We start from the raw sequence: 22,032 nt of genomic DNA on the forward strand, positions 1-22,032 counted from the left end.
CAATGTGAGGCGCGTGCGGGCATCGCTTAAGTAAGAGGAACGAACATTGCGCCGCTTGGCGACCCACGGTTAGCGATGCCTGGCTCCTCACGGATCGGCGCGGCGCAGACGTTCGAATGCCGTCCTAACGGCCGTCCCTCGTCGGTCGGTCAGCCGCACCGCGCGCGCTGACTGCCAGCGATAGATGCATCGGCACTGCAACGCTACCACGTTGCAAAGCCTTCCCGACGATGGTGTGTGGTGAAAACTGAAGGTATCGACGACAGGATGCGCTGGTGATTAAATTCCGGGTCGCATTCGGCCACACCCAGCTACCCACAACCGGCGAATGCACGTAACAATATCCTGTACGAGGTCGCCGATATCTTGACGCCTCGCACGGGTTATCCCTCCTAGAACCGATGACGCACCCCAACCGACACAAGTGTCTGTGTATTGGAGCCCGAATTCAGGCCGTAATCGCCGATCACGGCCTGCGCTGCCACGCTCTCCCCTGCGGCATTGAGCGTCGATCCCGACGCGCGTTGGAATGCCGCGATCGCGTAGATATCGGTGCGCTTCGACACGAGGTAATCCGCGCCGGCGTTGACCTGGTTATAGTGCGCCGCATCCGCGCCGCTCAGCCACGTGTAGTGATAGCCGACTCCGAGCCGCAGTGCCGGATTTGCCTGATAGTTCATGAACACCGAGCCGCTGTTGAACCGCGCGCTGCTGGTGAAGAGCGACGCGCCATCGGGTGTGTATTCGGTACGCGAATAGCCGAGACCGCCGGTCCACGCGCCATACGTGTATTGGCCCGCCGCACGCGCAATGCTGACCGAACGCGCGCTCGTGAAGCCTGCGTTTCGACCAGCCCTCAACGAATTCATCCCGGCACGGGGACTCTCAGCGTTCTCCGGCTCGTCCAGTTCAATGCCCTCCTCGCTTTATGCCTCCCAGGAATGACTGTTATCGATGGCGCCTGCCTTCTTCGAAAAGGCGCTGACCTTCATCATTTGCTCACCATCAACCAACAGGAGCAAAACGATGAGCAACTTCCAAACCTACACGATCGATAACGCACCGGCCGCCTCGAAGGCCAGCCTCGAAGACACGAAGCGCGCCTTCGGCTTTGTCCCCAACCTGCAGGCGCATATGGCGGAATCGCCCGCGCTGCTGGCCGGTTACTCGGCGCTGTGGGACCTGTTCTCGAAGAGCACGCTGACTCCACACGAACAGCAGGTCGTCTACCTGACCTCGAACTTCGAGAACAACTGCCACTACTGCATGGCCGGTCACAGCACGCTGGCAAAGATGATCAAGATGGACGCAGGCGTGATCGCCGCGCTGCGCGCCGGCACGCCGCTGCCGGATGCAAAGCTCGAAGCGCTGCATCGCTTCGCGACGCTCGTGGTGCGTGAGCGTGGCTTCGTGCCGGACGCCGATGTCGACGCGTTCCTCGCCGCTGGCTACACCCGTAAGAACGTCCTCGAAGTAATCCTGGGCGTGGCAACCAAGGTGATGAGCAACTACACCAACCACATCGTCCACACTGAACTCGACGGCTTCATGGCCGGTAACGAGTGGACCAAACCGGTCGCTGTCGCCGCCTAAGTCGTTTGCGGGAGCCCACGTGGCTCCCGTCCAGTTCCATGCCGAAATGCCCCGAGGAACCGCGATGTCCACGTTCGACCGCCATAAAAACGCTTACTCCAACGCTACGTTGGCCCGCACGTCGGGCGGCGGCCTGAATCCACCGACTCGTTAGTTTCTCAATTCCTCTATTCCTCTCGACGGAGAACACTCATGTCACTGCAAGACAAACTCGACGCATTCCGGGCCGACTTCAAAGCCGGCAAGCCGCCATTCAGCGCGCCGCCGGAGATTCATCCGGTGATGGAACGCGCCACGGCAGAGCTGATTGCGAGCGGGCAGGCAGGCCGCGCGATCAAAGCCGGCGACCGCGCACCGCATTTCAACCTGAAAGATCAGGATGGCAATGACGTGTCTTCCGCTGCGTTGCTGGTGAAGGGCCCGCTGGTGGTGACGTTCTACCGCGGCGTCTGGTGCCCGTACTGCAATATTGAGCTGCAGGCGATCAACGAAGTGCTGCCGGCGATTCAGGCCTACGGCGCGAACGTCGTGGCGATCTCGCCGCAAACGCCGGTCAATAGCCGCAAGTCGGTGCGCACCAACGAACTAGGTTTTCCGGTGCTGAGCGACGTGAACGGTCAGACGGGCGCCAATTTTGGCCTGCGTTTCGCGTTGCCCGACTATCTGGTCGAGCTGTACAAGAACCTGAAGAACGATCTGCCGGCGTTCAATAACGACCCGAGCTGGACCTTGCCAATGCCCGCGCGCTACGTCATCGGACAGGATGGCATCGTGCTCTATTCTGAGGTCAACCCGGACTACACGCGTCGTCCCGACCCGTCGGACATGTTCACGGTTCTGGAAAAAGCGAAGGCCAACGCCTGAGCCTTTCCGCTCAACGCTCGGCAATCACCACGCCGCGCCGGAGAACCCGTTGCGGCTTTTCGATTCTTTCCGGTTAGTAAAGGACATTTGATGACACAGCGTACATTTCTCGTAACCGGCGCGACCAAGGGCATTGGCCTTGCGTTGACAGAACGGCTGATTGCCGACGGCCACCATGTGGTGGGTCTCGCGCGCGAAGCATGCGATTTCCCGGGCGAACTGGTCCGCGTCGATCTGGCCGACCGTTGCGCAACGGGTGCGGTGCTCGATGATCTGGTGCGTCGTCATGCATTCGATGGCGTGGTGAACAACGTCGCGCTAGTCAGGCCGCAGCGTCTGGGTGAAATCGCACTCAACGATCTCGACGACGTTCTCGCGCTGAATCTGCATCCTGCCGTGCAGACCGTACAGGCGCTGCTTCCCGGTATGCGGGCACACGGCTGGGGACGCGTCGTGAACATTTCCAGCCTGACGATTCTCGGCATGACGCAGCGCACGGCCTATGCAGCGGCCAAAGCAGCGCTGGTGAGTTTTGCGCGTTCGTGGGCGCTGGAACTGGCCGGCACGGGCATCACGGTGAATGCCGTCGCGCCGGGTCCGACCGAAACCGTGCTGTTTCGCGCGAACAATCCGCCGGGGAGCGAGGGTGAAAAAGCGCTATCTGTCCGCAGTGCCCATGGGTCGCTTGGGCCAGCCTCATGAGATTGCCGCGACCATCGAATTTCTGCTTTCTGAGGCGGCCGCTTTCATGACCGGTCAGACACTCTATGTCGACGGCGGAGCGTCAATCGGCAAGCTCGCTTTCTGAGGAAGTGCCGCCGTTGCTGCTGCCAGCGGCGCCGAGTATCTCTTCCACGAACGCGACGAACGCTCGCGCCTTCGCACTCACCAGACGTCCGGCCGGGAAGACCGCCCACAGGTCGATCGGGGGCAATTCCCAGTCGGTCAATACCGCCTGAACCGTGCCTTGGGCAAGTTCCGGCGAGAACATCCATTCCGACGCGATCGCAAGGCCCAGTCCACCGAGCACCGTGGTACGCATGCCTTCGGCGGCGCTCACGCTGACGCGCCCGGACACGACCACCGCCACTTCCTTGCCGTGCTGGCTGAACGCCCACGATTCGCCGCCGCCTCGCAACGAATACACGATCACCTGATGCTGACTGAGGTCCGCAGGCGTTGTCGGCACGCCCGCTTCGGCGAAATACGCGGGCGTGCCGACAACCAGCCGGCGGCTTTGCGCAATGCGGCGTGCGGTCATCGTCGAATCGTCGAGCGATCCCATGCGCAGGGCAACGTCCACGCCTTTTTCGAGCAGATCGATGGAGCGATCGTCCAGCACGATATCGATCTGCAAATCAGGGTGCCGATCGAGAAACGTCTTGAGCGCAGGGAGGATATGCAGCCGCGCGAAGGTCACGGCGGCGCTGATGCGCAGCACGCCGGACAATCCGGTAGACGCGTCGCGCGCGAGATGTTCTGCAAGGTCCGCTTCTTCGATTGCACGCCTTGCGTGCTCATAGAAGCGCTGTCCCGCATCGGTGGGCGTCAGTCCGCGTGTCGAGCGCAAGAGGAGCCTCACGCCGAGTCGCTCTTCGAGTTGCGCAATCGACTTCGAGACGGCCGGTTGCCCGAGTTTGAGCCGTTTTGCGGCTGCCGAGAACGAGCCCGCCTCCACTACGCTGACATACGTTTCCATTGCTGCCATCCGGTCCATGCCGCTGCTTCTCCTTGAAGGACCGTGAAGTCCGTGTCGGGGATAAGATGTGTTCAGGCGGAAGTCTAGCGCGTCAGAGCATGTGGCCGATGAAATTGCTGGTGATCCGTCTTTGCCATCTGAATTCACGCAAACATCCACAAAAGCTAAACGGCCCCGCCGCAGGCGATCCTGCGGTGGGGCCGTTAGCTATGCGCGCAGTCCCGCTCACATAACCGGCGCTGCGCTGTGGAATAAATAATCGGTGTAGCCGCGCGCATCGCCGCCATAGAACGTCGAGCGGTCGTAACGGTTCAGCGGCGCCCCGGCGCGCAGTCGCTCGGGCAGATCCGGATTGGAGATAAACAGGCGCCCCAATGCGACGAGATCGGCGTCAGCTGCTTCGATCATGCGATGCGCACTATCCGCAGTGAAGCCGCCCGCCGCGATGAGCGTACCTTTGAACACGCGCCGCAAGTCCTTCGCCGATACCGCCGACGCCACTGCGGCGATGTCATCATTACCGCGCACACCCGGCTCGACCACACGCAGATGCGCCGGCCCATAGCCATCCAGACGGCGCGCGACATGACCACACCGATTCATCGGTGAGACGACCCCGCTCGCCAATCAACTGCGTAATACCGAACCAGCGCTCAGCCATCCACCTCGGCGAGCAAGGCCTTGACCGCCGCCCTCGCCTCGCGCCCTAGCTGCGCGAGGTCCACGCCGTCGATCTCGTCATTGCGGACCACCTGCCGCCCCGCCGAAAACAGCGCGGCCAAAGACGGCCGCCCACCGGAGGCCACCGGTCCAATGGCCGGATCATGCAGGCCGAAGTAACGCGGGTCGTCGAGGCGATAGATGGCGATATCCGCGGAGTATCCCGGCGCGATTTTGCCCACTTCGTCGAGGCCCGTGATCTGCGCGCCGCCCGCGGTGCCCCAATGAATGACGTCTTCCACGCTCGCCGCATGCGCGCCGCCTTCGAAACTGCCGCCGCGAAATTGCGGTGTGGCCGCCATTCCGAGCCGAGCGCGTTGCGCGAGCCACGTCATGTGTACTTCTGAAATCATGTCGGCGGCTTCGTTGGACGCAGCGCCGTCAACGCCGATCGACACCGGCACACCCGCATCCGCCATCTCCCGAACCGGGCAAATGCCGCTGCCAAGGCGACCGTTGCTTTGCGGACAATGGGCGACTCCTGTACCCGTTTGCGCGAGCATAGCGATTTCGTCGGCATCGACCTTCACGAGATGCGCGTACCAGACGTCGCTGCCGAGCCAGTCGTGCTCGCCGCAGAACGCAACCGGCGAACGCCGGTAAAGATCGTGCGCGCTATCCTGGTAGCCCACTGTCTCGGAGAGGTGACTGTGCAGACGCAGCCCGAGACGGCGCGCCACCGCCGCGCTCTCGCGCATCTGCGTGGGCGAGATCGAATACAGCACCGTAGTAGGTGCCATTACGACACGCTGCATCGCCCGTGGCGAAGCATCGTGATATGTGGCGGCAAGACGTTCGATATCACCGATGTAAGCGTCCAGCGTTTCGGGGCGTAGCGCGGTCGGCAGATCCGCTTCGAGTTGCCGCGTTTGCGTGGCACCGCCACGCAGCAGAACAAATCGCAGACCGAGCTTTTCCGCTTCTTCGAACAGGATGGCCGAGCTGTCGAACGGCATGTCCGGGTAATAAACGTAGTTGTGGTCGGCGACAGTCGCGCAACCGGAACGCGCCAGTTCGATCAGACCGATGCGCGCCGCAAGACGAAAGCGCTGCTCGTCGAAGAGCGCGCGAAAGCGATACGGCGTCGCCGCGAGCCAGGGCGTGAGCGTGGCGTCCAGACCGGCCCTATCGCCCTTGAGCAGCGACTGGAACAGATGATGATGCGTGTTGACCCACGCCGGGTAGATCACGCAATCGGTTGCATCGACAATCGCCTCGCCTGGGCGCGGGGACAGTGCGCCAATCGCTTCGATCGTCTCGCCGCGAATGCGGATATCCGGGCCGCTCACGCGCGCGGGATCGGTCGCGTCGCCACTGCCGCCGGTCATGATGGCAGCGGCATTGCGGATCAGGATAGAGCCTTGCGTTTCGTTAGTTTGCATAGGGTTTGAACGATAAGTAGACGAGGAGCGTAGTGCGTGGAGCGAAAGCGAATCAAAGTTGACTCTCGTGCCATCCGCGCAACCCGATACGCGACACCCACGCGGTGATGCCGAACAGTAGAACGCCCGTTACCGTTATCAGAAGCAAAGCGGCGAAAAGCCGTGGAATGTTGAGCTGGAAGCCTGCCTGGAGGATCTGATAAGCCAGCCCCGCACCGCTTCCGCCTGTGCCGGCGACAAATTCGGCGACCACCGCGCCGATCAGCGACAGACCGCTGGAAATGCGCAGTCCTCCGAAGAAATACGGCAACGCGCTAGGTATGCGTAGCCGCATCAACGTTTGCCAACGCGTGGCACGGTTGATCCTGAACAGATTGATGAGACCGGGATTCACGCTACGCAGTCCGAGCGCCGTGTTCGAGATGATCGGAAACAGTGCGACCAACGTCGCGCACACCACGAGCGCGACAGTTGTGTCCTTCACCCAGATGATGATCAGCGGTGCGATCGCTACCACCGGCGTGACCTGCAGCAGGATGGCATACGGAAACAGGCTCGCTTCGATCAACGGGCTTTGCACGAACAGCAGCGCAATCACTACGCCTAACACCGTGGCGAGCGCGAAGGCCAGCAACGTGATCTTCAGGGTCATCAGCAGGCTGCCGAACAGCAACGGCGCATCCTGGATCAGTTGCCCGACAATCGCCACCGGCGACGGCACCAGATACGCAGGCACCTTGAACAGCACGCACCAGCCCTGCCACAGCGCCAGAAACACAATGCCGACCAGCCACGGCGCGATCGCCTTCGCAACACCCGGCCGCTGCAATATCGGCGTTCGTGTGGGGGCTTTCGCGGCCGCCGCGCGTTGAGTGGGATGAGCCCGCAGCACTTCGCCTGTCATGATTGCACCTCTGTTTGCCCGGTCGGAATCGATGCGCGGTGCGCGTCGGTGATCAGCTCGGAGAGCGTCTTGCAGTCCTGCATGAAGGGGGCGGACACGCGGTACGCATCGTCCCGTTCGAGCGGTCCTTCAATCGACACCCCGGCGATGATGCGTCCTGGCCGCGCCTGCATCACGACAACCCGGCTCGACAGATACACCGCCTCATAAATGCTGTGGGTGACGAACACCACGGTCATGCCGCGCCGCTGCCACAATGCGCGCAGGTCGCTGTCGAGCCGGTTGCGGGTGAATTCGTCGAGCGCCCCAAACGGCTCATCGAGCAGCAGCAGATCCGGCTCGGTGACGAGCGCGCGCGCCAGCGAGGCGCGCATCTGCATACCGCCGGAAAGCTCGCGCGGCAGCACCTTGCCGAATTTCTCGAGGCCAACGCCTGCCAATGCGTCGGCAACGCGCGCGTCCGCCTCGCGGCGCGGAACCTGCGCGAGATCGAGCGGCAAGCGCACGTTGTCGGCCACGGTTGCCCACGGCATCAGGGTCGCTTCCTGAAAGACCATCGACATGCGGCGCCCCGGCGAGCCGACCGTTTCGAACGGCTGCCCCCACCAGCGCAGATGGCCATGCGTCGGCGATTCGATGCCGGCGAACATTTTCAGCAGCGTGCTCTTGCCGCATCCCGATGGTCCGAGCAGGGAGACGAACTCGCCGGGCGCGATGGTGAGCCGCACGTCTTCGAGCGCGACGGTACCGTTCGGATAGCACTTGTCGACGCGCTGTACGGCGAGCAACGGCGCTTCGGCCGCCTGCATGATTTCAGGCTGGCCGTGCTCGCCGGATCGAGCGGAATTCCTGTTGATGCTTTCCATCGTCACGCCTCCGTTTCGACGCGAAACACTTCGCTCTCGCCGTGATCGTTCAGTAGCTTCAGCAGCATGCGACGCATCAGCAACCCCGGTTGATCCGATTCCATATGGCATTCCTGCTGGCGCCGGACGTCGATGCAGGCGTCGTAGTCCGTGGCTTCGAGAATGTCGCGGTCTTCGTCGGTGATGGGACGGTCCCAGTCGATCAGTTCCTGCGTCGAACAGGCCTCTTCGCTGTCGTTGCGGTAGAGCCATTGCGACAGCATCAGCGTGCGATCGTCGATCGGCGTTGCGCAGTTGTAGATGATGTGATGCACGCCGCTTGCCGGATATACGCAGCCAAAGCGCCGCGCAAACGGCATGAACCAGCGGTTGGTCAGATGCCGCTCGGTGACTTCCTCGACCGTGCCAGTCACGCGATGACTCGCTGGCGGATTGCGCACGGGAACGTGCGTCTGCGCTTCGAAGCCCCACTCGTTAGGACGGAATTCGTATTTCGACGGCTTCGGATTGTCGAAGAGACCGAAGTTCGACTTATGCACGAAGCTGAAATGGGAATTGTCGAACGAGTTTTCCATCATCCGCAGTGGGCTCGTTTCCCAGCGCTCGTAAAACTGCAGGATGCGGCGATAACCGGGAGCAGTTTCCTCGGGGAACTCGGGGATAGGCTGCAACGGTTCGTCGAGCGCGACCCACGCGTAGCCGTAGCGCTCTTCGCAGCGATACGCCTGAACTACCGCGCGCGATGGAATCGCTGTGCCGTTGTTCTGCGGAATCTTCACGCATTGACCGGAACAGTCATAGGTCCAGCCGTGATAGCCGCATGCAATGTTGCCGTCGCCATCGACAAAGCCCTTCGACAATCTTGCCGTGCGATGACAGCAGCGATCCCGCAACGCATGCGGCTTGCCGCCCGCGCCTTTCCAAAGCACGATCGGCTCGCCGAGCAGCGTGAACGGTTGCGGACCTTCATCGAGTTTGGCCATCGGCATGATGGCGTACCAGAAGCGGCGTAAAACCCTTTGACGGGTGACGAGCATCGCGAATCTCCTTCAGCATGTTTCGGTTCTCTGCGTGTGCGGGGAAGGAACACCCGGTCATACACCGAGGTATTAGAGAAGAGTGGTCAAGTGATAATGAGCCTGCGCTTAGGGCATCACCTTGGCGTTTTGAATGAACTGCAGCGTGTACGCACTGTGGTAGTCAGTAGCGGGCTTCAGCAGCTTCGCGCCGACCATGTACTCAAACGTCTTCTTCCAGCGCGCGTCGGTCATCGCACCAATGCCCAATGCTGCCGCGTCACCGCCTGTAACCAGCTTCAGCTTCTTCAATTGAGCGACGCCATACGCGAGTTGCGCGTCCGTCATCTGCGGATTGTCTTTCTTGATCAACGCATTGCCCGGCGCCGGATCGTTCAGATAGCTTTTCCAGCCTTCCATCGACGCTTTCACGAAGCGCGCCACCACATCGGGCTTATTCTTCAGCGTGTCGCGCATCGTCACGATGGTCGTGTTGTACGGCGGATAGCCGTCGTCCGCGAACAGGAAAAAATGCGCAGGAACATGCGCCTGTTCGGCCTGGTAGGTCTCCGACGACGGATAGGCCTGCATCGCCACATTGGGGTCCGCGAAGAACGGTTGCAGGTTGAAGGTATACGGGCGCGATTGGGCGTCCGCGTATCCGTACTTCGCTTTGAGCCAGGGCCACCAGCTGGTGCGCCCCGAGCCGGCCACCAGAATGGTTTTATCTTTCAGCCCCGCGAGACTCGACACGTCAGCGTGCGTGAGGATGCCTTGTGGATCGTACTGAAATGCCGCCGCAACGGTCGTTACCGGAATCCCTGCCTCAACGCTCGATAGCGTCTGAAAATCGTAGCCGAGCATGAAATCAGCCTGACCGCCGGCAAGCAACTGCATGCCGTTCACTTGGGGGCCACCCATCTTGATCGTGACATCGAGCCCGTACTTCTGATAGATACCAGCCGCGACTGCCTGATAGAAACCGCCATGCTCGGCCTGTGCATACCAGTTGGTGAGCAAGGTGACGTGATCCGTAGCATGGGCAAACGGCGCGGCAATCAGCCCACCGGTCAGCGTCACGGCAGACACGCTGCGTGCAACGAATGAGCGGTGAGAACCGAACAAGCGGAAGACGCGGGACAGCAAATGCAAAGGGCTCAGAACACGCATGACAAAACTCCGTGTGAGGACACACAACATGTGGATGGTTTGGATGGTGTGGAACGGAATCGCCGAGATAGAGCCAACAAAGAGCATCGCGCGATGCGCGCACGAATGCCCACGCCGCTGGGCGACTGCACAGGCGGTGAGACACATCGTTCGTGAGAAATCGGGCAATACATCGCGCGCTCCTTGTTGGCGAAACCGGACGGTTCCGTTCAAACGTCGACACGAAGATCGACGCGGGCGCACGGTGCGCCCCAAGAGCAATGCCCCACGTTTCCGGCAAGATCCGCCGGTCGCTAGCCGCTTCTACTCTGGCTGCCTATTAAGCGAAGTGCGTGCCAGGTGTGAAGCGAATCGCAAAATCCCTACGCAGAAACGGCTTTGCACGGTGAAGCCGCAAGGCCAATGCCGCGACATGGATGACAAGTGCACGGAGACGAGGCATTTCGGCACCGAGGCAGTGCGTTTTTCGATGCGTGGTGAACAATAAGCAGGCGACAGGGTCGCTCGCTGGCCCGCATTGGTCCTTAATGAAAGACCACCAGCCGCCGCGTCGGCCGCCGGGTGCCCGCTGAACTCACCGGCGTCACCTCGAAATTGGTCTCTTCATCATAGTGAATGGTGTTGCGCGAGAAGTACGGCGGGACGAACATGTCGAACTGTCGTCATCCTGGCTTACGTCGCTAAGCAGTAGATCGGTGCCGCTGGCTATGTCGAGACGAAGCTTCTCCCCTGCAACCAGGACAACCGGCTGCGATGTCAGGCTGAAGCGAAGCGTGACGGTTCGCCAGGCACCAGAGGCTCCGGCCGCTCCATATCGATCGCTATTTCGCTCGTCGAGCCCCGCGTCTTGTCCATATCGCCGCTGCTTGACCCGGTAACCTCACTGCGGCAGAGCCTTGAGGGCTTTACGAGGCCGCGCGCGACGATCAGTACGTGCAGCACGAGTTGGAGTTTCCTGCGCGAGAGAACGACCATAAGAACCATCTTGCGAGCGGACTTCATGGCCTGGAACGAACGGGGAAGTGACAGATTTACTGCGTCTGATGCGAAGTGACAACATTGCTGCGCTTGACGCTAACCGGCAAAGGCTTCTCCCCCCGGGCTCGTCCGGATTCCGGGCGCGAGCCGTGTCCATGGCAGATCGGCGGGATCCGCTGTCATCGGGCCGGGCGCTTTTGCCACGAGAATCGCCTCCGCAATCGGCTCGAAATCCGCACGGAAATGCACCGAACTCTTGTTGATGAGAATCTTCATGTCCTCAGGTTGGATGCCGGCCACGCGATACAGATTGCGGTCGAGCATCTGTGCTTTGCTAGAACTTACCGCGATCAGCACGTCATCGACGCGCAGGCATGCCACGGGGCCGAGTTCGGCCTGCATGCCGTTCATCATCGGGCCGTCATAGCGCAGGTGTCCGTCAGACAATGCAACGACCTCAAAAGCACCGTCGAATGGCCGATCGCCCGGCACGCGCGACTGTCCTCCCAACGACAATTCGAGCCGCGCGCCCAGCCCCGCACGATGCGCAGCGAGCGCCGCGGCGGGATCGTAGATCAGACCGATCGCCGCGCCCTTCGCCCCATTGCGCACGAGCGCGTGCAGCATCTCCATGGTGTTCGCGTCGCCGCCCGCGCCGGGGTTGTCCTGGGTATCGGCGATGACAACCGGGCGGCATGCATCAGCGGACAGCCGCATCGCTTCGCGCACGGCGTCATCGGGGGAAAGAAAGGGCACGCGCCACGCGGCTTCTTCGTCGATCATGCGGTGATAGAGCATATCCACCGCTGCGTGGGCGGCTTTGGGTGCGTTGCCATAGGCCCAGATCACCGGACCACATTCGGGAAAGTCCGCCGCTGGAAAGCCGGGTGCGAACGACACCGATACGACAGCACCCTGTTCGAGCGCCGCGACGCTCGCGTACATGCCGCGCGAGGGCTCCAGCATCGTGCACATGCCGTTGATCGGAATCAGGAACGGCAGCCGCCGCGACGCGTGCTGCAGGCGCTCGCCTGCCAGCAGCCGTTCGAGCAACGCGAAGGCGCGCGCGCCTGTCTCGGCCATATCGACGTGCGGATAGGTGCGATAGGCGACCAGTGCATCTGCATGACGCAGCATGTCTTCGGTGACGTTTGCATGCAGATCGAGCGAAGCGACGATGGGCATATCCGGGCCGACAGCTTCGCGCATCCGTGCGAGCAATTCACCCTCGCCGTCGTCGACATGCTCGGCAACCATCGCGCCATGAAGGTCCAGATACACCGCGTCGAAGACGTGCGACCGTGCCGCGTCAACGATCTCTCCGGCGATGCGTTCGAACGCGTCGCGCGTGACATGCGCGGAGGGGCTCGCGCCCGCCCAGATGACTGGCATGAGGACATGCCCTTGCGCTTCGGCCGCACGGATGAAGCCGCCTGCAGGAATGTTCACCTCGCGCAGCGCGAGCACATCGTCGCCGCGCGACATTAGCGGAAAACCTTCACCGCGCTGGAAATTTTCATAGGTGGCTCGCGACGGCGCGAACGTGTTGGTTTCGTGCTGGAAGCCAGCAATCAGAATGGTGGACAAGTGAAAACCTCATTTTTCTGGTTTGAACGCGCCAAGCGCATGAATGGGAGTTAGCTGCCCCGCGCAGGACGCATCGCGATCAGCACCAAGGCGCCGATTGCGAGAAGGGCGACCATCACATATAGGCCGGCATGCAGGCTGCCTGTGACTGTCTGCGCCCAGCCGATGATTGTCGGGCTGAGAAAGCCGCCCGTCAGCCCGAGGGTGTTGATGAGCGCAATGCCGCCCGATGCTGCGTCACCCTTGAGGTACTCGGAGGGCATCGCCCAGAACACCGTGTAGGCGACCCACATCATCGCCGTGGCGATTGTGATGCAAGTGAGCGCAACGGAGAGTTGATCGCCGAAATACGTTGCAAGCGCGAGTGTCGCCGAGCCCATGAGCGCCGGGATCGCGCTGTGATAGCGACGCTCACCACGCCGGTCCGAACTGCGGCCTATCAGCGTCATTGCAATGGCCGAGGCGAGATAGGGGATGGAGGAATAAAGACCTATCTGCATCGTGTCCTTCACGCCCGCCGCCTTGATGATCGAGGGCAGCCAGAAGCTCACCGCATAGATGCCGCAGATAAAACAGAAGTACGGCACCGCCATCAGATAGACGCGCGGGTCCTTCGCGACCTGCGCAAACGAGTGATGCGAGCCCGATGTGTCGAGTTCAGAGGCTAGCAGGTGCTTTTCGTCGTCGCTGAGCCAGCTTGCGTCGGCGGGACGGTCGTCCAGGACGAACAGCGCGAGCACACCCAGAATTACACATGGCAGGCCTTCGATGAGAAACATCCACTGCCAGCCGTCGAGACCGTGGGCCCCGGAAAACGAAGTCATAACCCAGGTCGAGAGCGGGCCACCGAACATGCCGCCGATCGGTCCGGCGAGCATGACAATCGCCATCACCTGCGCCATACGCGAGCGGCCGTACCAGTACGTGAGATAGAAAATCATGCCCGGTGCGAAACCCGCTTCGAACACGCCGAGCAGAAAGCGCATCGCATAGAACATGGGTTCGTTGCGCACAAATAGCATTGCTGCCGATGTGATGCCCCACAGCACCATGATGCGGCTAATGGTCTTGCGCGCCCCGATCCGGGGCAGCAGCAGATTGCTCGGTATCTCGAACAATACGTAGCCAAGGAAAAAGATGCCCGCGCCGAGGCCGTAGACGGCGTCGGAGAAGCCCAGATCGGCCTGCATCTGCAGCTTGGCAAAACCGATGTTGACGCGATCCAGGTACGCGAACGTGTAGCACAACAGCAGGAACGGCAACAGGCGCCAGCTGAGCTTGCGATAGAGGTTCGCATGCCGCTCAGCGACGAGCGTGGAAGGAATGGCGGACAAGGGCTTTCTCCATGTACGTGGGGTGAGTCATGTTCGACAGCCAAAAACCAGCGAGCAAGAGCAACTGAAGTTTGCTATCGTTGCCGTTCAAGCAACAGTCATCACACTTAACCGATGCGCGAACTCAATCAGCGACGCCTGCGGTATTTCCACGAAGTGCTGACGCACGGCTCGATACGCGCCGCCGCCGACAGTCTGAACACGGCAGCATCCGTGATCACGCGGCAGATCCGCCTCCTGGAAGAAGAAGTGGGCGCGACCCTCTTCGAGCGGCGGGCGCGCGGCGTGCGGCCAACCGAAGCGGCGGCCCATGTACTTGAGTACTGGCGCGGATGCCAATCGCAGCAGGAGCAACTGGAAGATCGCCTGCAGGCGTTGCGTGGGTTGCAACGTGGGCATATCCGGCTCGCCATCAGCGAAGGCTACATAGACGGCTTGATGGAAGAAGTGCTGCAGGCATTCTGTACGCAGTACCCGAAGCTCGACGTCGTGGTGGACGTGATGCCGGTCAACAACGTCCTCGAGGAAATTATCGAGAGCCGCGCGCATATCGGCCTTGCGTACAACCCGCCAGCACATCCCGAAGTCGAATACCGTGCGACGTCGCCAATGCCGGTGGTACTGCTCGTCAATGCGCGGCATCCACTTGCGGTCCGGGGCGGGCCGGTCACCATTGACGAGATGCTCGCCTGTCCGCTTGCGTTGATGCCGCCAGCGTTCGGTCTGGGTCAGATCGTTGACATGCTCGCCTACGCGGAAAACCTCGACATCCGTCCCACACTCACGACAAACTCGCTTCAGGTGCTGCGCCAGTTCGTGACGCGCGGCAATGGGGCAACGCTGATCAGCGCGTTTTCTGTTTATCGGGAAATCGCTGCGGGAGAACTGGTGGCGTTGCCGATCTCACACCCGATTTTCGAGACCGCCAAAGCTCGCGTGCTCGTCAAAGCGCGCAGACCGCTTTCGGTTGCAGCGGAGCAACTGCTGGAATGGATTGTCGAACGAATGACGGTGTTCGCCCGCGGCCCGTGATATGCGCGAAGCGGCGTCGTTGCTTCCGCCACTCTTCACGGCATCCTTGAATGACTTGCCGGCGGTAAATTACCAAAACTGCATTTAATGGTCAGAATCCGGAATTTTTGCACTCAACCGTAACTCCGGCGGGTCTCTCCACTTACCTGTTCACCTCTTTTTCATCCCTGATCATGGGCCAACCGGGCCTTGGCTCTCGCCCTGACGCAGCCTATAGCCGCACCACCTTCGCCGCCCTGCGCCTTTGCCGTGCGATGAAGCAAAAGTAGCAGCGTTACGGAAGTAAAAGTAGCAACAGCCGGCAACACCATTAAAGCTGGCCACGCGGCGAAACATCCGGCCAGCCTCCCGAACTGACTCGGTCACGCCCGGGTGTCCCCCGCTTCGGCAATCGTCCGGCCCGATCTACGGCGATGTGACGCTCCCAGGCACCCAGCGCCCGATGAGAGAACACGCAGGTTGCGGATCCGCCCGATGCGGGGTGGACACTGCAAGATGAGTTCGGGCGCTTACGTTGCACGCAAGAGCAAAAAACAATTCCCTTTCACTCAGCCTTACGTCGAGCCTTCGAATACGCGGAACGACATTTGCTCACAGAAGGGATGCCACTTCCCCTCTCTTCGAGCAAAAGGAGCCTGCAATGTCCGAAACTGTCGGCGATTTCATCATTGAACGACTTCACGAGTGGGGCGTCCGGCGCATCTACGGCTATCCTGGTGACGGCATCAACGGCGTATTCGGCGCACTGAACCGCGCACAAGCGGAAGCAAGGAAGCGCGAGAAACGCGAACGCAAAGACGGCGACGTAGCCGGACCAATCGAATTCATCCAGGTACGCCACGAGGAGATGGCCGCGTTCATGGCGTCGGCACATGCCAAATTTACAGGCGAGCTGGGCGTCTGCATCGCGACCTCGGGTCCGGGCGCCTCCCATCTGATTACCGGCTTGTACGATGCGCGCATGGATCATATGCCGGTGCTGGCGATCGCCGGTCAGCAGGCGCGCGCGGCGCTCGGCGGCCACTATCAGCAGGAACTCGATCTCGTCTCGATGTTCAAGGACGTCGCGGGAGCTTTCGTCGAGCAGGCGACGGTGCCCGCGCAAATTCGTCATCTGGTCGATCGCGCGGTGCGTATCGCGATCTCGGAACGCAAAGTCACCGCGCTGATCCTGCCCAATGACCTGCAAGACTTGCCTTACGAAGCCCCCGGTAGAAAGCACGGCACGCTGCATTCGGGCGTCGGTTATCGCGCGCCGCGGCTAGTACCTTATCAGGATGATCTGCAACAGGCCGCCGATGTACTGAACGCCGGCAAGAAGGTCGCGATTCTGGTCGGCGCGGGCGCCTTGCAAGCCACCGACGAAGTGATGGCCGTCGCCGAAAAGCTCGGCGCGGGCGTGGCCAAAGCGTTGCTCGGCAAGGCGGTGCTGCCCGACGATCTGCCGTGGGTGACGGGTTCGATCGGACTACTTGGTACCAAACCCAGTTACGACCTGATGGCCGAATGCGACACGTTGCTGATGATCGGCTCGGGTTTTCCGTACTCCGAATTTTTGCCGAAGGAAGGCGCTGCGCGCGGCGTGCAGATCGACATCAAGGCCGACATGCTGAGCCTGCGTTATCCGATGGAAGTCAACCTGGTGGGCGATAGCGTGGAAACCTTGCGCGCCCTGCTGCCGCTGCTCGAAGAAAAGAAGGATCGCGCCTGGCGCAAGCGGATCGAAGGCTGGACTGATGACTGGTGGAAAACGCTCGACAAACGCGCGCATGAACCAGGCAAGGACGCCGTCAATCCGCAGCGCACCGTCTGGGAACTGTCCAAACGGATTCCCGCAAATGCGATCGTCACGAGCGACTCCGGGTCGGTGGCGAACTGGTATGCGCGCGACCTGAAAGTGCAGCGCGGCATGATGTGCTCGCTGTCGGGCGGGCTCGCCTCGATGGGCGCGGCGGTGCCGTATGCAATCGCCGCCAAGTTCGCGTATCAGGAGCGGCCGGTGATTGCGCTCGTCGGCGACGGCGCGATGCAGATGAACAACATGGCCGAACTCATCACGGTGTCGAAGTACTGGCAAGGCTGGTCCGATCCGCGCTGGATCTGCATGGTGCTGAACAACCAGGACCTCAACCAGGTCACGTGGGAGCAGCGTGCGATGGAAGGCGATCCGAAATTCGCGGCGTCGCAGGACATTCCTTCCGTTCCGTATCACAAGTTCGCGGAGCTGATCGGCCTCAAGGGCATCTATGTCGACGACGCTGAACAGATGGGCGCGGCGTGGGACGAAGCACTCGCGGCGGACCGCCCCGTGGTGATCGAGGTCAAGGCCGATCCGAATATCGCGCCGCTGCCTCCGCATATCACGCTCGCGCAGGCCAAGGCATTCGCGTCGACGCTGATGAAGGGAGATCCCAACGAAGGCAACGTGATCGTCGAAACGGCGAAACAGGTGCTCGGCGCCGTGCTGCCAGGTCATCACGACAAGTGAGCGAGCGATGACTCACTCGTCTCATCCCGGCGCATCGCGGGCACCTATCGATCACGTGAATGCGCACGCCTATCGCATTCCGACCGACGCGCCGGAAGCCGATGGCACGTTCGCGTGGGACGCCACCACGCTGATCGTCGTCGAGGTGCATGCCGCCGGCCGGAGCGGGCTCGGATACACGTACAGCGATGCCTGCACGGTCGATCTGATTCGAGACACGCTCGCACCATGTCTCTTGCGGCAGGACGCATTGGACCTCCCTGCCCGTTGGCAAACCCTGTGGCGGCAGGTTCGCAATATCGGCCGCTCGGGTCTCGCTGCAAGCGCGATCGCGGCGCTCGACTGCGCAACATGGGACCTCAAGGCGAAGCTTTTCGATGTGCCGCTCGTCGGCCTGCTCGGCTCCGTTCGCGAGCACGTGCCGTTGTATGGCAGCGGTGGATTCACCACCTACAGCGACGCGCAGATGCGCGAGCAGCTTTCCGGCTGGATCGAGCGCGACGGCTGCCGCTGGGTGAAGATCAAGATCGGCAGTGAACCGGAGAAAGACGTGGGCAGAGTCGAGGTCGCCCGCACTGCAATCGGCGGCGACGCGGGTCTGTTCGTCGATGCGAACGGTGCTTTCTCACCGCAGCGCGCCACGTGGTTTGCCCAGCGTTTCGCCGACTACGACGTGCAATGGTTCGAAGAACCGGTTTCGTCGGATGACAGGGAGGGTTTGCGTTTCGTGCGCGAGCACGCCCCGGCCGCAATCGCGATCGCGGCGGGCGAGTACGGCTACACCGCCGACGATTTTCGCCACCTGCTCGCCACGGGCGCCGTGGATGTGCTGCAGGCGGATGTGAGCCGCTGCGGCGGCATAACCGGCTTCATGCAGGCCGCCGCGCTATGCGACGCGTTTCACGTGCCGCTCTCGGCGCATTGCGCGCCCGCTCTGCATTTGCATGTCGCCTGCGCGGTGCCGCGTCTGCTGCATCAGGAGTGGTTCCACGATCACGTGCGCATCGAGTCCATGCTATTCGACGGGGCGCCCCGCGCGCGCAACGGTGCGATCGCGCCCGATCTGTCGCGACCTGGCTGCGGGCTCGAATTCAGGCACGCCGATGCCGCGCCATATCTGGTGAAATAGTTTCCAGCAAGGGATAACGACAACAATGGCTTCATCCCCGATCGCAGGTCTGCTACTGGCTGCAACCGGCGCAATCACCGTCGCCGCTCTTGCTCGTCGTCCCCAGCACGGCCGTTCGGCGGTTCACGTTCCATCCCTGCACACTGCGCTGATGCCCACACGCAAGGTGCACATTCAGGCCGCCCGCAGTTTCAATCATAGCTCGGCGCTACTGGCGCTCTCGGTGCTGGCCGATAGCGCGATGGAGCACTATCGCGGCTCCTTCGACAACCCGGCCATGTACACGCCGCTAGTCTGTGCCGCTCTATCGGTTGGCGCCGGCTTGCATGGTGGACGCGACCACCGGCAGCGCACCCATCAGATCCGTCACGGCATCTATCTGGGCGCGGCGGCCGCGGGCATCGCGGGCACCGGCTTCCATGTCTACAACGTGACGAAACGGCCCGGCGGCTGGAGCTGGAACAATCTGTTCCACGCAGCGCCCATCGGCGCGCCGATGGCGCTGCTGCTTTCCGGCGCGTTCGGCGCGGTGGCCGAAAGACTGCGCAACGAACCCGAGCACGATCCGCAACTGCTCGGCATGCCGGCAGGCCGGGCGCTCGCGCTGCTGGTCAGCGCAGGTTTGATCGGCACTGTCGGCGAAGCTGCGCTGCTGCATTTTCGCGGCAATTTCCAGCACCGTGCGATGTACGCGCCCGTATGCGTGCCACCCGTCGCCGCCGCGCTGCTCGCGCAAGCGGCGCTCGGCGCACCGCGCGAGCGCTGGCTGGCCAGAGCATGGTTGCGTGTGACCACGGCACTCGGCTTCGTCGGCATGGCATTCCACGCTCGCGGCATCGCGCGCCGCCAGGGCGGCTGGCGCAACTGGAGCCAGAACCTGTTCGCGGGGCCGCCGCTACCGGCTCCGCCGGGTTTTTCGGCGCTGGCGCTCGCGGGACTCGCCGCATTGCGGCTGAGGAGAACCGAAACGTGACCGACAAAAAGACCCGAGCCACCGACTACCCCGGCTACGATGTTCTGGACAAACGCGATACACCGTCGTGGGACGAACCGACGCGCGAGGTCATCGCACAGCGGCTCGCGACACCGGCTGAGCCGCGTTTTTTCGACGCCGTGCAATGGCGGGCGGTGTGCGCCCTCTGCTCGCGCATCGTGCCGCAGGCCGACGCCGCGCCGACGGTGCCGATTGCCGGCATGCTCGACACGCGCGTCCATTCGAATCAGGGCGATGGCTATCGTCACGCCGGTCTGCCGCCCATGCAGCGCGCGTGGCGAATTGGCCTTGCCGCACTCGATGCGGAAAGCCGCGCCGCGCACGAGCTTCCCTTTGCGAGTCTCGAACGTGCCATGCAGGACGCGCTCCTCGAGCAGATGCAGCGCGGCCAACTGAAGCACGAAGCGTGGCAAGGCATGCCGTCGAAACTGTTTTTCAGCGAGCGCGTGCTGCACGACATTTGCGGACTTTACTATTCGCATCCTCATGCGTGGAGTGAAATCGGCTTCGGCGGCCCCGCCAATCCGCGCGGCTATGTGCGCCTCTATTACAACCGGCGCGATCCCTGGGAAGCGGCGGAAGCCACGCCCGGCAACGAAGAAAAAGCCCGCGAGGAGAATCGCCGTGTTCGATGAGGCGCTGGAACAGCCGCGAGGCAGAAACGGCCGCGCGCCCGATGTCTTCGAGCGCGGCGGCTGGCTGCCCATGCGCGAGTACGCGGACGACGACGAAGTGGACTTCGCGATTGTCGGCACTGGCGCGGGCGGCGGCACCCTGGCATGCCGGCTGGCCGAGCGCGGCTTTCGCGTGGTGGGCTTTGACGCGGGCGCGTGGTGGCGTCCACTGGAAGAATTCGCCTCCGACGAAACGCATCAGCAAAAACTCTTCTGGACCGACGAGCGCCTCTGCGACGGTGACAATCCGCTCAAGCTCGGCCACAACAATAGCGGCAAGGCGGTTGGCGGCAGCACCGTCCACTTTGCGATGGTATCGCTGCGCTTTCGACCTGAATGGTTCAAGTCACGCAGCGTGCTGGGTTACGGCGCCGACTGGCCGCTCGACTGGCGCGACATGTGGCGATACTACGGCGAAGTCGAGGAGGCGCTGAAAATATCCGGGCCGGTCAACTATCCGTGGGGGCCGAAGCGGCCGCGTTACCCTTGCCGCGCGCATGAGCTGAATGCCGCAGCGATGATTCTCGCGCGCGGGTGCGAGGCGCTCGGCATCGGCTGGACCGCGACGCCGCTGGCCACGTTGTCCGCGCCCCGGGGCAAGGCGCATCCCTGTGTCTATCGCGGCTTCTGCGTCACCGGGTGCGCCACCAATGCCAAGCAAAGCGCGCTGGTGACATGGATTCCGCGGGCCGTGCGCGCGGGTGCGGAGATACGCGACCTCGCGATGGTGGGACGCATCGTCACGAACGACGCGGGCCGCGCCACCGGAGTCGAATATTTACGCGAAGGGCGCTGGCGGTTTCAGCGCGCCAAACATGTGGTGGTGGCCGGGTATGCAATCGAAACACCGCGCCTGCTGCTGATGTCGGCCAACAGCCGCTTTCCGGACGGCCTCGCCAATAGTTCGGGACTGGTCGGCAAGAATCTGATGGTGCAGGCGAACCAGGCCGTATACGGCGGCTTCGATGAAGAAATCCGCTGGTACAAAGGGCCGCCCTCGCTCGCGATCACCGAGCACTGGAATTACACCGACACCGGCAAGGACTTCTTCGGCGGCTACAGCTATATGAGCCAGGGGCCGCTGCCGAATGCATGGGCCGCCGCCCAAAATGGACGCGGACTGTGGGGCGACGCGCTCGCCGCCGAAATGCGGCGCTACAACCATCAGGCCGGACTGAAGATCGTCGGCGAAATGCTGCCTCAGGAGCGTAACCGCGTCACGCTAGCAGACGAGAAGGACCAATACGGGTTGCCCGTGGCGCGCGTCACCTATTCGCTGTGCGATAACGACAAGCGGTTGATCGAGCATTCACTACGATTCATGGAGAACGCACTCGGCGCGGCTGGCGGCAAGCAGATATGGCGCGAAACCGACGACACGTGCCACCTGAACGGCACGGCGCGCATGGGCGACCATCCGGCGACCAGCGTGGTCGATGCGGACTGCCGGAGTTGGGACATCCCCAATCTCTGGATTTGCGATGGTTCGGTTTTTCCGACCGTCGGTGGCGTCAATCCCTCGCTCACGATTCAGGCGATTGCGTGCCGCACCGCGGATCGGATCGTGGCGCTCGCCGCGCGCGGAGAACTCTAGCAGAACCG

Annotated in this window: 19 protein-coding genes and 1 pseudogene; 9 read left to right on the plus strand and 11 right to left on the minus strand. The window is 62.3% G+C overall.

The features are described 5' to 3' along the window. Nucleotides 1-392 precede the first annotated feature (392 nt). On the minus strand, nt 393-860 hold the full coding sequence (locus tag HV770_RS10220; protein WP_246290805.1) for a porin: 468 nt from the start codon (nt 858-860) through the stop codon (nt 393-395). 166 nt (nt 861-1,026) lie between these two features. On the opposite strand from HV770_RS10220, the gene HV770_RS10225 reads away from it, so the two are divergent. The 3 genes and pseudogenes from HV770_RS10225 to HV770_RS10235 all read left to right on the plus strand — a co-directional run bounded on the left by HV770_RS10225 (nt 1,027) and on the right by HV770_RS10235 (nt 3,265). Beyond that, a complete protein-coding gene (locus HV770_RS10225; RefSeq protein WP_175159285.1) occupies nt 1,027-1,593 on the plus strand; it encodes a carboxymuconolactone decarboxylase family protein in 567 nt (188 codons plus the stop codon). Between the two features lie 192 nt (nt 1,594-1,785). Next, entirely contained in the window at nt 1,786-2,457 is a 672-nt protein-coding gene (locus HV770_RS10230) for a peroxiredoxin-like family protein (RefSeq protein WP_175159286.1), read from the plus strand. 90 nt (nt 2,458-2,547) lie between these two features. Next, a pseudogene (locus HV770_RS10235) lies at nt 2,548-3,265 on the plus strand (SDR family oxidoreductase). Here HV770_RS10235 and HV770_RS10240 read toward each other — a convergent pair. The 10 genes from HV770_RS10240 to HV770_RS10280 all read right to left on the minus strand — a co-directional run bounded on the left by HV770_RS10240 (nt 3,242) and on the right by HV770_RS10280 (nt 14,113). Continuing rightward, nucleotides 3,242-4,174, minus strand: a complete 933-nt coding sequence (locus HV770_RS10240; RefSeq protein ID WP_175159287.1) for a LysR family transcriptional regulator — start codon at nt 4,172-4,174, stop codon at nt 3,242-3,244. The pseudogene HV770_RS10235 and the gene HV770_RS10240 sit on opposite strands and share 24 nt — an antisense overlap. A gap of 207 nt (nt 4,175-4,381) precedes the next feature. Next, a complete protein-coding gene (locus HV770_RS10245) occupies nt 4,382-4,759 on the minus strand; it encodes an oxidoreductase (protein ID WP_246290806.1) in 378 nt (125 codons plus the stop codon). Nucleotides 4,760-4,809: 50 nt separating this feature from the next. Beyond that, complete coding sequence (locus HV770_RS10250) at nt 4,810-6,258, minus strand: isoxanthopterin deaminase (protein ID WP_175159288.1); 1,449 nt, start codon at nt 6,256-6,258, stop codon at nt 4,810-4,812. A gap of 52 nt (nt 6,259-6,310) precedes the next feature. Further along, nucleotides 6,311-7,162, minus strand: coding sequence for an ABC transporter permease (locus HV770_RS10255; protein ID WP_246290807.1), 852 nt, complete (start codon nt 7,160-7,162; stop codon nt 6,311-6,313). Next, nucleotides 7,159-7,971, minus strand: a complete 813-nt coding sequence (locus tag HV770_RS10260; protein ID WP_175159567.1) for an ABC transporter ATP-binding protein — start codon at nt 7,969-7,971, stop codon at nt 7,159-7,161. Before HV770_RS10260 ends, HV770_RS10255 begins: the two co-directional genes overlap by 4 nt. A 59-nt stretch (nt 7,972-8,030) precedes the next feature. Next, on the minus strand, nt 8,031-9,065 hold the full coding sequence (locus HV770_RS10265; RefSeq protein ID WP_175159289.1) for an aromatic ring-hydroxylating oxygenase subunit alpha: 1,035 nt from the start codon (nt 9,063-9,065) through the stop codon (nt 8,031-8,033). Between the two features lie 108 nt (nt 9,066-9,173). Continuing rightward, on the minus strand, nt 9,174-10,214 hold the full coding sequence (locus HV770_RS10270; protein WP_175159290.1) for an ABC transporter substrate-binding protein: 1,041 nt from the start codon (nt 10,212-10,214) through the stop codon (nt 9,174-9,176). A gap of 524 nt (nt 10,215-10,738) precedes the next feature. Further along, on the minus strand, nt 10,739-10,864 hold the full coding sequence (locus HV770_RS39395; RefSeq protein WP_281366207.1) for a hypothetical protein: 126 nt from the start codon (nt 10,862-10,864) through the stop codon (nt 10,739-10,741). 424 nt (nt 10,865-11,288) lie between these two features. Further along, a complete protein-coding gene (locus HV770_RS10275; RefSeq protein ID WP_246290808.1) occupies nt 11,289-12,779 on the minus strand; it encodes a M81 family metallopeptidase in 1,491 nt (496 codons plus the stop codon). A gap of 50 nt (nt 12,780-12,829) precedes the next feature. Then, nucleotides 12,830-14,113 (minus strand): MFS transporter, encoded by a 1,284-nt coding sequence (locus tag HV770_RS10280; RefSeq protein ID WP_175159291.1) that lies wholly within the window; start codon nt 14,111-14,113, stop codon nt 12,830-12,832. Nucleotides 14,114-14,227: 114 nt separating this feature from the next. Here HV770_RS10280 and HV770_RS10285 point away from each other — a divergent pair, with 114 nt between their 5' ends. The 6 genes from HV770_RS10285 to HV770_RS10310 all read left to right on the plus strand — a co-directional run bounded on the left by HV770_RS10285 (nt 14,228) and on the right by HV770_RS10310 (nt 22,024). Then, a complete protein-coding gene (locus HV770_RS10285; protein ID WP_175159292.1) occupies nt 14,228-15,145 on the plus strand; it encodes a LysR family transcriptional regulator in 918 nt (305 codons plus the stop codon). Between the two features lie 640 nt (nt 15,146-15,785). Next, nucleotides 15,786-17,633 (plus strand): thiamine pyrophosphate-requiring protein, encoded by a 1,848-nt coding sequence (locus HV770_RS10290; protein WP_175159293.1) that lies wholly within the window; start codon nt 15,786-15,788, stop codon nt 17,631-17,633. A 7-nt stretch (nt 17,634-17,640) separates the two neighbouring features. Then, nucleotides 17,641-18,762, plus strand: coding sequence for an enolase C-terminal domain-like protein (locus HV770_RS10295; RefSeq protein ID WP_175159294.1), 1,122 nt, complete (start codon nt 17,641-17,643; stop codon nt 18,760-18,762). A 25-nt stretch (nt 18,763-18,787) separates the two neighbouring features. Beyond that, nucleotides 18,788-19,735 carry a hypothetical protein gene (locus tag HV770_RS10300; protein WP_175159295.1) on the plus strand — a complete coding sequence of 316 codons (948 nt, stop codon included), beginning with the start codon at nt 18,788-18,790 and terminating at the stop codon, nt 19,733-19,735. Beyond that, on the plus strand, nt 19,732-20,391 hold the full coding sequence (locus HV770_RS10305; RefSeq protein ID WP_175159296.1) for a gluconate 2-dehydrogenase subunit 3 family protein: 660 nt from the start codon (nt 19,732-19,734) through the stop codon (nt 20,389-20,391). The genes HV770_RS10300 and HV770_RS10305 overlap by 4 nt, the downstream gene beginning before the upstream one ends. Next, nucleotides 20,381-22,024 carry a GMC family oxidoreductase gene (locus HV770_RS10310; protein ID WP_175159297.1) on the plus strand — a complete coding sequence of 548 codons (1,644 nt, stop codon included), beginning with the start codon at nt 20,381-20,383 and terminating at the stop codon, nt 22,022-22,024. The genes HV770_RS10305 and HV770_RS10310 overlap by 11 nt, the downstream gene beginning before the upstream one ends. The last annotated feature ends 8 nt before the right edge of the window (nt 22,025-22,032 follow it).

Source organism: Paraburkholderia fynbosensis, assembly GCF_902859935.1.
Classification (GTDB): domain Bacteria; phylum Pseudomonadota; class Gammaproteobacteria; order Burkholderiales; family Burkholderiaceae; genus Paraburkholderia; species Paraburkholderia fynbosensis.

Excerpts from the sequence above, each read along its gene's own strand:
- HV770_RS10240 (WP_175159287.1), bottom strand. The coding sequence starts at position 4,174 with ATGGACCGGATGGCAGCAATGGAAACGTATGTCAGCGTAGTGGAGGCG.
- HV770_RS10245 (WP_246290806.1), bottom strand. The coding sequence starts at position 4,759 with ATGAATCGGTGTGGTCATGTCGCGCGCCGTCTGGATGGCTATGGGCCG.
- HV770_RS10225 (WP_175159285.1), top strand. The coding sequence starts at position 1,027 with ATGAGCAACTTCCAAACCTACACGATCGATAACGCACCGGCCGCCTCG.
- HV770_RS39395 (WP_281366207.1), bottom strand. The coding sequence starts at position 10,864 with ATGTTCGTCCCGCCGTACTTCTCGCGCAACACCATTCACTATGATGAA.
- HV770_RS10270 (WP_175159290.1), bottom strand. The coding sequence starts at position 10,214 with ATGCGTGTTCTGAGCCCTTTGCATTTGCTGTCCCGCGTCTTCCGCTTG.
- HV770_RS10300 (WP_175159295.1), top strand. The coding sequence starts at position 18,788 with ATGGCTTCATCCCCGATCGCAGGTCTGCTACTGGCTGCAACCGGCGCA.
- HV770_RS10265 (WP_175159289.1), bottom strand. The coding sequence starts at position 9,065 with ATGCTCGTCACCCGTCAAAGGGTTTTACGCCGCTTCTGGTACGCCATC.
- HV770_RS10290 (WP_175159293.1), top strand. The coding sequence starts at position 15,786 with ATGTCCGAAACTGTCGGCGATTTCATCATTGAACGACTTCACGAGTGG.
- HV770_RS10250 (WP_175159288.1), bottom strand. The coding sequence starts at position 6,258 with ATGCAAACTAACGAAACGCAAGGCTCTATCCTGATCCGCAATGCCGCT.
- HV770_RS10285 (WP_175159292.1), top strand. The coding sequence starts at position 14,228 with ATGCGCGAACTCAATCAGCGACGCCTGCGGTATTTCCACGAAGTGCTG.
- HV770_RS10255 (WP_246290807.1), bottom strand. The coding sequence starts at position 7,162 with ATGACAGGCGAAGTGCTGCGGGCTCATCCCACTCAACGCGCGGCGGCC.
- HV770_RS10295 (WP_175159294.1), top strand. The coding sequence starts at position 17,641 with ATGACTCACTCGTCTCATCCCGGCGCATCGCGGGCACCTATCGATCAC.
- HV770_RS10260 (WP_175159567.1), bottom strand. The coding sequence starts at position 7,971 with ATGCAGGCGGCCGAAGCGCCGTTGCTCGCCGTACAGCGCGTCGACAAG.
- HV770_RS10230 (WP_175159286.1), top strand. The coding sequence starts at position 1,786 with ATGTCACTGCAAGACAAACTCGACGCATTCCGGGCCGACTTCAAAGCC.